The organism is Xylanibacter caecicola, assembly GCF_013166515.1.
In the GTDB taxonomy this organism is placed as follows: domain Bacteria; phylum Bacteroidota; class Bacteroidia; order Bacteroidales; family Bacteroidaceae; genus Prevotella; species Prevotella caecicola.
In genome coordinates, this window is the sequence record NZ_JABKKJ010000005.1 from 123,296 (window position 1) to 135,074 (window position 11,779).

The 11,779-nt window shown below is 47.4% G+C and carries 6 protein-coding genes; 4 read left to right on the plus strand and 2 right to left on the minus strand.

Annotated elements, in window-relative coordinates:
• Nucleotides 1–13 precede the first annotated feature (13 nt).
• Complete coding sequence (gene gltX, locus HPS54_RS04930; RefSeq protein WP_172344353.1) at nt 14–1,531, minus strand: glutamate--tRNA ligase; 1,518 nt, start codon at nt 1,529–1,531, stop codon at nt 14–16.
• A 104-nt stretch (nt 1,532–1,635) separates the two neighbouring features.
• Here gltX and HPS54_RS04935 point away from each other — a divergent pair, with 104 nt between their 5' ends.
• Together HPS54_RS04935 and HPS54_RS04940 are read left to right on the plus strand one after the other, a co-directional pair.
• Nucleotides 1,636–3,690 (plus strand): HD family phosphohydrolase, encoded by a 2,055-nt coding sequence (locus tag HPS54_RS04935; protein ID WP_172344354.1) that lies wholly within the window; start codon nt 1,636–1,638, stop codon nt 3,688–3,690.
• A 425-nt stretch (nt 3,691–4,115) separates the two neighbouring features.
• Nucleotides 4,116–5,618, plus strand: coding sequence for an OmpP1/FadL family transporter (locus tag HPS54_RS04940; RefSeq protein WP_172344355.1), 1,503 nt, complete (start codon nt 4,116–4,118; stop codon nt 5,616–5,618).
• 591 nt (nt 5,619–6,209) lie between these two features.
• On the opposite strand, the gene priA is transcribed toward HPS54_RS04940, so the two are convergent.
• Nucleotides 6,210–8,480 carry a replication restart helicase PriA gene (gene priA, locus HPS54_RS04945; RefSeq protein ID WP_172344356.1) on the minus strand — a complete coding sequence of 757 codons (2,271 nt, stop codon included), beginning with the start codon at nt 8,478–8,480 and terminating at the stop codon, nt 6,210–6,212.
• A 234-nt stretch (nt 8,481–8,714) separates the two neighbouring features.
• Here priA and HPS54_RS04950 point away from each other — a divergent pair, with 234 nt between their 5' ends.
• The gene (locus HPS54_RS04950; protein ID WP_172344357.1) at nt 8,715–11,021 is read left to right on the plus strand and encodes a carboxypeptidase-like regulatory domain-containing protein; all 2,307 of its coding nucleotides are present in this window, start codon (nt 8,715–8,717) and stop codon (nt 11,019–11,021) included.
• Between the two features lie 105 nt (nt 11,022–11,126).
• Nucleotides 11,127–11,762 carry a phosphatase PAP2 family protein gene (locus HPS54_RS04955; protein ID WP_172344358.1) on the plus strand — a complete coding sequence of 212 codons (636 nt, stop codon included), beginning with the start codon at nt 11,127–11,129 and terminating at the stop codon, nt 11,760–11,762.
• The last annotated feature ends 17 nt before the right edge of the window (nt 11,763–11,779 follow it).

Consider the following 11,779-nt stretch of genomic DNA (forward strand, 5'->3'; position numbering starts at 1 on the left):
TTATATAATATAATTACTTAAGGACATCTATTGCCGCATGCAGACGGCGCAGTGTCTCATCCTTGCCGAGGAACGCCGAAATGTCGAACATGCCCGGTCCCTTGCCTATTCCGACAAGTGCAAGACGGAAAGCGTTCATAACATCGCCAAGCTTATAGCCCTTTTCTTCCACCCATGCAAAGACTTTTGCCTCCTGATTTTCTATAGAGAAATCATCGAGAGAACCAAGGAGGTCTGCCAACTCGCCCATGACAACAGCCGAATTGTCTTTCCAACGCTTGCGCACAGTCTTCTCATCATACTCCGTCGGAGGAATAAAGAAGAATGAACAAAGCTCCCACAAGTCATGTACAAAGTCAACTCTGTCCTTCATCATTGCCACCACCTGTGTCACACGCTCAAGCGTTTCATCCACGCCGTTGCCTGCAACGATCGGCGCAAAAAGGCTCGCTATCTCTTCATTGGACTTGCGGAGGATATACTCGTGGTTGAACCATATACCTTTCTTATAGTCAAACCGCGCTCCCGCCTTGCTGCATTTGGCAATGTCAAACTGCTCTACAAGCTCGTCTATAGTGAACAGTTCCTGCTCCGTACCCGGATTCCAACCCAACAAAGCAAGGAAGTTTATGACCGCCTCGGGGAAATATCCGCTTTCACGGAAGCCGCTGCTCACCTCGCCCGTCTTAGGGTCGTGCCACTCAAGAGGGAACACCGGAAAACCAAGACGATCGCCGTCGCGCTTCGATAGCTTGCCTTTGCCGTCCGGTTTGAGCAGAAGCGGCAGGTGAGCAAACGACGGCATGGTGTCCGCCCAACCGAAAGCACGATACAGAAGGACGTGCAACGGAGCACTGGGAAGCCACTCCTCACCTCTGATGACATGCGAGATCTCCATCAGGTGGTCGTCTACGATGTTCGCAAGATGATACGTCGGCAACTCGTCGGCACTCTTATACAGCACCTTGTCGTCAAGAATGTCACTCTTGATGACAACCTCGCCGCGAATCATATCATGTATATGTATGTCTTCGCCCGGCTCGACCTTAAACCTGACAACGTACTGCACGCCGTCGGCAACAAGGCTATCCACCTCTTCTTTAGAAAGGGTGAGCGAGTTGCGCATCATCATACGCGTATGGGCATCATACTGAAAATTCTTTATCTCGGCACGTTTGGCATCAAGTTCCACCGGCGTGTCGAAAGCAATATATGCCTTTCCGTCAGCCAGGAGCCTGTCCACATATTCTTTATATATGGCACGCCGTTCACTCTGACGATACGGTCCGAAAGAACCGCCGAAGCTAACGCCCTCGTCGAAGTTTATACCTAACCACTTGAAAGATTCTATTATATACTCTTCCGCTCCCGGCACGAAACGGCTTGAGTCCGTGTCTTCAATTCGAAAAACCATCTCTCCGCCATGTTGACGGGCAAAAAGATAGTTATACAAAGCAGTTCTCACACCGCCAATGTGCAATGCTCCCGTAGGACTTGGAGCAAAACGCACCCTTACTTTTCTGTCTGCCATTATATTAATGAAGATAAAATTTTGTGCAAATTTAATACATTTTCGGCAATATGGCATATTTTTTTTGTATTTTCGCAAAGTTAAACCCTGTAACGCCGTACAAAATGAACAAATTCAACATAACAGACAATCACTACTGGCAAAACGTATTTTCACGCATGGCACTGATTGTCATCTCCGTAGTAATAATGGTATGGTTCATGCCCCGTGCCACGGGGCCTCAATACCGATATGACATAGGCAAGCCATGGATGTACAGTTCGCTGATTGCTAAATTCGACTTTCCGATATACAAGACCGATGAAGCCGTAAAGAAAGAACAGGACAGCATACGGAAGATCTTCGAACCTTATTACAACTACGACACCGAGGTGGAGAAACGGATAACAGCCCGTTTCCTCAACGACTTTAAAGCCGGCATACCGGGACTGCAAGGCAACTACACCGCAATAATAGCCGACCGCCTGCACCGCCTGTACCAGACGGGAATAATGAAGACACAGGATTTCAGTGAGATAGTGAAAGATTCGTCCAACATGGTGCGTGTAGTGAACGGTAAAAACGCAAGCAGCGTACAGATAGGATGCTTCTACTCGATGATAGGAGCCTACGAGAAACTGTTTCAGGACGAGAAACTTGCGCCGCACAAACAGATACTTCAAAGGTGCAATCTCAACGAATATATAGAACCGAACCTGATATACGATAGGGAAAGAAGCGAGACCGAACTGAACGACTTGCTCGGAAGCGTACCCTTGGCAAGCGGTATGGTACTTACAGGACAGAAAATCATAGACCGCGGCGAGATTGTCGATGAATATACGTTCAGGGTGCTAAGCTCTTTTGAACGTGAGACACAGCGCCGCAACTCCACGGTGAACACAATCACGTCTACCATTGTAGGACAGGTTATTTTCGTAACAATCATCATAGTGCTGTTCACACTTTATCTCGGACTTTACCGCAAGGACTATTTTGACAAGCCGAGAAGCATAGCCATGCTGTACGTGCTAATAACCATTTTCCCCATACTTGTATCGCTGATGATAGAAAACAATATCATGAACGTATACGTTCTTCCGTTTGCTATCGTACCTATTTTCATCAGAGTATTCATGGACTCACGTACAGCTTTCGTGTCACATACGATAATGATACTGCTGTGCGCCGCCGTGGTGAGATATCAGTATGAGTTCATCCTTGTACAGCTTACAGCAGGCATAGTTGCCATATACTCGCTGCGCGAACTGTCACAGCGTGCACAGTTGTTCCGCACGGTATTACTGATAACACTGTCCGGATGTGCCGTCTATTGCGCACTACAACTGATGCAGGACAAGAGTTTTGACGACATGGACAACAGCCTTTATAAATATATAATAGTAAACGGTGTTCTTCTGCTCTTCGCCTATCCGCTGATGCTTGTCATAGAAAAGATGTTCGGTTTTACGTCGAATGTCACACTCATCGAACTTTCAAACACCAGCAAAGACTTGCTGCGGGCACTCAGCGAGGTTGCTCCCGGAACATTTCAACACTCGATAATGGTAAGCAACCTTGCTGCCGAGATAGCCAACAAAATCGGAGCCAAGGCACAACTGGTAAGAACGGGAGCGCTCTATCACGACATAGGGAAAATGAAAGAACCGGCTTTTTTCACCGAAAACCAGGTGGGTGTAAACCCGCTGAACAACTTACCGCGCGAAGAAGCGGCACAGATTGTCATCAGCCACGTCACCGAAGGACTGAAACTTGCCGAGAAATACAACCTGCCGAAGACGATAAAAGATTTCATAACCACGCACCATGGCAACGGAAAGACAAAGTTTTTCTACATATCATATAAGAACGAACATCCGGACGAACCGATAAACGAAGCCCTGTTTACATACCCCGGTTCCAATCCTTTCACACGCGAACAGGCTATACTGATGATGGCAGACACCATAGAAGCCGCCTCGCGCTCCCTGCCGGAGTATACACCGGAAAGCATCAGCGCGCTTGTAAACAAGCTGATAGACCAACAGGTGGCCGAAGGGTTCTTTGAATACTGCCCCATAACATTCCACGACATTGCCATCGCCAAGCAGGTACTCATAGAAAGACTTAAGGCTATATACCATACACGCATCAGTTATCCTGAGTTGAAAAAGAACTGATTTCTCTTGTTATCCACCGTCACAAGGTTGAAAAACTAAAGTAAATAAAGAAGATAGAGGGAGATAAGAGAAGATAAAAGAAGATAAAAGACAAATGCCTTGTTGTTTAATCCAAGACCGTTGTCCTTTATCTTCTGTGGCGCAAACCGCATATCTTCCTCTGCATATTTCTATATTCTTATTATATCGTCTTTTATCTTCCACAGTTTAAACACTATAACTTACCATGGTTTCTTCTAACTTCACGACTTGTCACATCCTCTTAGAATTACATCCGGACTCACATTATTTTATTGCACAAAACATCATAAATGAGCAACAAAAGACATCTTTTGTGTTAATGAATATTAAACATAAAAGTACCTAAATGGAAATATAGAACAATATAAATACCTTTGCGGACAATTTAAATAAGTATTTTTAAAATGAATAAATTAAAATTTGCCATTACGGCACTTATCTTTACAGTGGCAAGCACTTCGTTTGCCGGCGGTCTTCTGACCAACACCAACCAGAACATCATCTTCCTCCGCAACCCGGCACGCGATGCCGCAATAGGCATAGACGGTGTATACAGCAACCCCGCCGGCGTGGCTTTTCTGAGCGAAGGTTTTCATCTTTCGCTTAACATACAGAACGCACGCCAGACGCGCGAGGTGCTTACCGGCTACGGCAACCTGTTTCAGTACAATGTAAACAACCCTGCCACAGCCGAGAACAACTTTGTCCGCAAGTTCAAGGGCAAGGCAAATGCTCCGATAATCCCCTCCATACAGGCTGCATACAACAAAGACAAATGGAGTTTTCAGTTTGGTTTTGCCATCATGGGCGGTGGCGGCAAATGCGAGTTCGACAACGGTCTCGGCTCATTTGAAGGTGTAGTGGCGTCTATTCCGGCACAGCTCATAGCAGGCGGTATCAATAACAGCCTGCAAGCAATGGGCACACAGCTCACCGGAGGATACTCTTTCGACCCGTACATGCGCGGACGCCAATATTACTACGGCTTCACTTTGGGAAGTGCATATAAGATAAACAAGAACCTCTCTGTATACGGAGGCATACGTCTGCTTTATGGTTCCGCCAACTATTTCGGATACGTAAAGAACATTGCTTTTCAGCAAAGCGCGGGCGGAAACCTGTCAATGGTTGCCGCACCGACATTCTTCACCGGTCTGGCAGGGGCGCTGAACCAGCAGGCAGGACAGCTTGAAATGGCAGGACAAGCAGAAATGGCGGCGGCACTGAAGCAAAAGGCAGCCGAGATGACTGGCTATGCTGCCATGACACAGGACATAGAACTGAATTGCGACCAGACGGGTTGGGGTATTGCTCCGATAATAGGCATAGACTATAAAACCGGCAAACTGAACCTTGCAGCCAAATACGAGTTCAAGACACGCATGCGTCTCAAGAACGAGTCGGCAAACAGCGAGAGTGCCAAAGCAATATCCATGCTCGACAAATATGCCAACGGCAAGAAGGTGGCGGAAGACTCTCCCGCACTGCTCACAGTGGGAGCACAATACGAGGTGCTGCCCTCATTGCGTCTTATGGCAGGCTGGCACCACTATTTCGACGTCGATACAAAACAGTATACCAAAGACATGCTGGGTGATACGAACGAATATCTCATTGGCGCGGAGTACGACATAAACAAATATGTACAGGTTAGCGGCGGTATGCAAAAGACCGACTACGACCTTAAGGACAACGGCATTAACGACATAAGTTTCAACGTTAGTTCTTATTCGTTCGGTTTCGGCGTCGGTGTAAACGTTGCAAAGAACGTAAAAGTGAACCTTGCCTATTTCCAGACAAATTACGAAGACTACAACAAAGTCCAGGACATGGGCAGCATGAAAGTGTCCGACAGTTTTACACGCACAAACCGCGTGCTCGGTGTCGGTGTGGACATGACATTCTAAAAAAGATTTTTCAAGATAACATTGAAGACCTTTATTTATCGGGGCTGTGTCTGTTTTGACATTGCCCCGTTTTTTTATAATACGAAGTTAAGGGAAGTCAGAAGAAGTTATGTGGCTTGCGCCACGGAAGATAAAGGACAATACTTGTATATGAAACGACAAAACATACGTCTTTTATCTGCCTTTATACGTTATATAAAATCCACGTTATTATACCATGCTGTAACACATTGATAAACAGAACGATACCTTTTGCATTCCAAAAGGTGGCTTTTTAGACGCCAAGAGATGCTCTTTCAGAGCCTAAAAAGCCACCTCTTAGAACGTTAAAGGTCACATAATGCATTTTAGAGAACAAGGAGATAAGGGAAGATAAAAGAAGATATGCGGCTTGTGCCACAGAAGATAGAAGACAATAGAACAAGGAGACAAGAGGAGATAGGGGAATTTGCTGCACGATAGTTCAATTATTTTAGATTCTATAAGGCTTACAGGTCTTATAAATCCTATAAGCATTATATAGCCTATTGGTTCAATATTGCGCGGCAGTAAATTATTCGTCCTCCCTCTATCTTCTTATTATGCCCTCTCTTAAAGTGGGTCGACGTCACAATAAACCTTAAGCGAGTTATAACGAGTGTCGCTCTCCAACCGTCCGATCTCCGAACGCAGACACCGCCTCACCTTGCCCATGTCTATGGTCTTCTCGAGTTTCAACACAATCTTGCGTATGTTCATTGTCTTCACCTTGGCAACAGCCGGTCTGTCGGGACCGAGCACACGGTTGCCGAGAAGGCTGCGCAACCTGTTGCCAAGCTCATGGGCGGCTGTTGAAACACGGTTTTCGTCACGATGATTGAGGAATATATAGATCACATTATAAAACGGAGGATAGCAAAAGAGAGAACGCTCCTCAAACAAACCGGCATAGAACGCGGACGTGTTGTTGTGTACCACATGACTTATAACGGGCAGTTCCGGACTTTTGGTCTGCAATATCACCAGTCCACGCCGCCCCTTACGCCCCGCCCTGCCTGCCACCTGCGACATCATGGTGAAGGCATGCTCGTATGCACGGAAGTCGGGATAGTTAAGCATGGAGTCGGCATTGAGGATGCCCACCACCCCTACTCCGCCGAAGTCGAGTCCCTTGCTTATCATCTGAGTGCCTATGAGCAGGTTGGTACGCCCTGCGGAGAAGTCGGATATAATGCGTTCGTATGCCGTGCGCGTGCGTGTCGTATCAAGATCCATACGCGCCACACGTGCTTCGGGAAACACCTCCATGACCTTGTCTTCTATTTTCTCCGTGCCGTAGCCACGCCCCTTGAGGTCAGTGTTTCCGCAACACGGGCACGCCTCAGGCAGTTTGTATGTATAACCGCAATAGTGGCATGTAAGCTGGTTCATGTTCTTGTGATAGGTAAGACTGACGTCGCAGTTGGTGCACCGCGGCACCCATCCGCACACCTTGCATTCCATCATCGGTGCAAATCCGCGACGGTTCTGGAAAAGAATAGCCTGTCCACCGCCCTCAAGAACCTCCCTGACGCTCTTCACAAGCACCGGCGAGAACGGTCCGTTCATCATCTTACGACGCTGCATGTCACGAATGTCCACCACCCGTATCTCGGGCAACTGTATATCTTTATAGCGGCGGTTGAGTGTCACAAGCCCGTATTTTCCGGTCGTGGCATTGTGATATGTCTCTGCCGAGGGTGTGGCGGTGCCAAGCAGCGTCTTTGCCCCGCACGCCTGTGCCAGCATTATCGCCACACTGCGGGCATGATAACGCGGAGCGGGATCCTGCTGTTTGAACGATGTCTCGTGTTCCTCATCGACAATGACAAGTCCCAGACGTGTAAACGGAAGGAACACGGCAGAGCGCGCGCCAAGTATCACATCGTAAGGATTGTCGGACAGCTGCTTCTTCCATATCTCCACCCTCTCGGCATCGGAATATTTTGAGTGGTATATGCCGAGACGGTTTCCGAAGACACGCTGGAGCCGCTCGCGTATCTGGACTGTGAGTGCAATCTCGGGCAGGAGATAAAGTACCTGCCGGTGTTGCTCCATTGCCTGTTTTATAAGATGTATGTATATCTCTGTCTTTCCGCTGGATGTTACACCGTGGAGAAGCACGACGTTTTTCTTCATGAACGACATGAGGATACGGTTGTAGGCATCCTGCTGTGCCTCGTTAAGCCTCTTTATATTCTCAAGACAGGGTTGCGTGTCGCAATTCAGACGCCCTACTTCGCGCTCGTATGTCACAAGCAGTTTCCTGTCTACAAGGCTTTTCACCACAGCCGCGGTGCAGTGGGCGGAGTTCATCAGTTCGTCACGGGTTATTTCGACAGATGTTCCGGCTGCCGCTCCATCGGTTATAAGGGTATCATTGTGCGACAGTTCGAGGAAAACGGCAAAAGCCTTTGCCTGTGCCTTTGCCCTCTTCAGTATCTCCATTGCCACACGCAGCGCCCTGCCGTCGCGGTATTCGGGTGCGAGCGCAAGACATGTCTCGGTCTTCGGTCTGTAAACTCCGGGTGCCTTCAGTCCTCCGGGCAAAGCCACGTTGTACACTTCGCCGAACGGAGCCATGTAATAGTCGGCAATCCATTGCCACAGGCGGAACTGCTGTGGGGTGACAACCGGAACGATATCGGGCACGTCGAGAATGTCTTTACACTCGAACGGGGGCTTCGTTTCATGAACGGCTGCCACGAGAGCCATGGTCTTCTTGCGACGGAAATCCACCGTGACACGCATTCCCGGCACCACTACGGATTCAAACGAGGACGGCACGGAGTATGTGAAACGGTCTTCAAGAGGAAGTGGAAGGACAACGTCGACGTATTTCATGATGATATTATTTATATTATGTATGCAAAGGTAATGAGTTAATTATACAATTTATAATTTATAATTTATAATTTATATGACGGGAGGAAGTATTTTTCCATTTACAAAAGGAGTACCGGCACATAATCTGCAAAAAAACATGCGGCACCGCAACTTTTTCCCGGCGCATTGCGTCTAACGGGTAAACAACAAACATACAAGGCGCCTTGACAATACTAAAAAACAGTAAGAAACATGCACACAATTAGAATATTAGCCGTCACCATGCTGCTTGTCGCATGCACGTTAATGGAAGCACTGGCACAGGGAACATCTGCAAGGGGTGTCATAAAAGACGGAGAGACCAGGCTGCCGGTGGAATTTGCAAACGTCACGATGATGACCGCCGACTCGGTTTTCATATCGGGCACAACCACGGACAAGAAAGGCAACTTCGTGTTATACGACACAAAAGGAAGAGACACGTATCTGCTGAAGATTTCATGTATTGGATACAACACCGCGACAACAAGTCTGAAAGGCACAGGAAAGGTAATATCCGCAGGAGACATATATCTTACTGCCGCCCGGACGGAACTTGACGGCATCACCGTCACTGCATCGGGACAGACCGGTTTTTCGGACCGCAAGCTGTTGTATCCCACCTCGAGACAGGTGAAACTGGCGGACAACGGTGTGAGTCTGCTGCGCGAAATGATGATACCGAGAATTGAGGTGAACAGCTTCCGCAATACAATAGCCACCATAGACGGAGGAGATGTGCAGCTGCGCATAAACGATGCGGAGGCTACGATACAGGACATCATGGCGCTGCAACCGGGAGAAGTGAAGAGGGTTGAGTATCTCGACAGTCCCGGAATGCGGTACGGCAATGCGGAGGTAGTGCTGAACTTCATTGTAAAGCGGCGCACGTCGGGCGGAAACTTCAGCACCGACATTATGCAGGGCGTCAACGCCATGTGGGGAAACTATCGTGTATCGGGAAAGATAAACATGCGTAAGTCGGAATTGGGCATCAACGTATTCAGCGGATTATCCGACACGGAGAGCCTTATAAGCAACACAACCGAGACATTTAACCTTGCCGGCGGCAAGACGCTGAAACGCATAGAGACGGGTATGCCGTCGCAAATAGAGCAGTTCAACAACCAAATTAACACACACTACAGCTACATGCCCGACGACAAGTCTTATTTCAACGTGCGTTTCAGGATGATGTTCAACAACATGCCGCACATGGACAACAAGAGCATGGTGTACAATGCCGCCAACCCGAAGGATTTCGTGTATCGCACGAACATGTACCATTCCGGCAGCATAAAACCGGTACTCGACATATACTGGCAGCGCATGATGCCTAAAGATCAGACACTTGCCTTGAACATAGTGGGCACTTATCAGGCAAACAAAGACAACCGTCTGTATATGGAAGAGACCGATAGCGAGATTCTTACGTCCAATGACAACCGGGTGCAAGGCAAAAGATACACCATAAGCGGAGAGATGATTTACGAAAAGAAACTGGCAAGAAAGCAGGTTGTGAACACCGGAATAAAGCACTCTCACACCTTTGCAGAGAACAAGCACCTGCTGAACGGAAGGAAAACGGACAGTCGCCAAGGATATACGTATCTGTTCGGAGAATACAAGAAACGGGCAGGCAGGCTGGACTATACGTTGGGAATGGGCGTGACACGGTCTTTCCACAGCAACAAGGGAGAAGACGAGGAAACGATGTATGCCGTAAACCCGCGCCTCAACATACAATACAAGATTTCGGAAAGCTCAAAAATAAGGTTTAAAGGAACGGCAAAGAACGCATCACCGGGATACGACGACCTTGACGAGGTGATACAGTTTGTAGACTCGATGCAGCTGAAACAGGGTAACGCCGGACTGAAATCGTACATGCGTTACCACACTCAACTGAACTACGACTGGCAGAAAGGAATATTCTATGTAGGCTTGGGAGGGACATACGACTGCGAACCGAACAGCATAATGGAGGAAAAGAGCCTTTACGATGACAAGGTCATGAAGACAATAGACAACCAGAAAAGTTGGCAGCGACTGCGGGGAATGGCGACAATAAAGGTAGGACCGATACGCGACATGCTGCAAATGTCGCTGACGGGAGGCGTGGCTCGTTATCTCAGCAAAGGCAACAATTACTCTCACGGCATTACCGACTTTTTCTACAACATGTCCGTTTCGGCAAACTACAAGAACGCTTCACTGATGTGGGAGATGAAGAACAGCGTGAAAACACTGCGCGGAGAGACCGTCAGCAGTTATGAGAACTTTCAGGCACTGACTGCCATGTACAGATACAAGAAATGGATGTTCGGCGCAATGATGTTCTTCCCGTTCGACAACCTCAGGATGGAAACGGAGGAACTGAACCGCTATGCCGCAAAGAAAGAGCATATAAGACTTGACGCGGCACACCGACTCTTTATCCTGAAGGCAACATACAACATATCCTTCGGCAAGCAAACGAAGTCAAAGAACAGGCGTTTTGAGAGAGAGGAAGACATTTGATTACGTTCATTATCTTTTAAATCAAGTTAACAGACAATCTTCAAAATCTTCAGATTTCATACAGAATAACCATATACTTTTGCATCCGTACAAAAGCAAAAGTGTATGGTTACTCTTATATGTGATACATTAAGCTCCATGGACAGCAGCCTGTTACTTGCAATAAACGGGCACCACAACGCTGTTCTCGACAGTATCATGTACACGGCAAGCAACAAACTGATATGGATACCGATGTACATGATGCTCTTTTTTGTTGTCATAAAAGACTTGGGATTGCGAAAGGCAACCGTGTGGTTGCTGTTTCTCATACTCGCCATAACAATATCCGACCAAATTACATCAGGCATACTGAAACCGTTAGTGGGACGGTTGCGCCCTTCCAATCTTGACAATCCCATATCAGAATACATACATATTGTTTACGGTTATCGTGGCGGCAGCCACGGATTTGCCTCAAGTCATGCCGCAAACAGTTTTTGTCTTGCTTTTTATTGGATATTCACAAAACAACGAAAATTCATCGGATACGTACTTGTGACATGGTCACTTATAATCTGCTATTCAAGAATATACCTCGGCGTACATTATCCGGGAGACGTCGCGACAGGCATTGCCATTGGTATTTTCTGCGCCAGAAACACTGCGGACATACGTATTCACTCTTCCCTGACAAAGCATTATGTTTCCTCTTCGATGAAGAAAAAGAGGCAATCATATTCCAAGAATATGAACAGATAACTATTATAAGAAACACA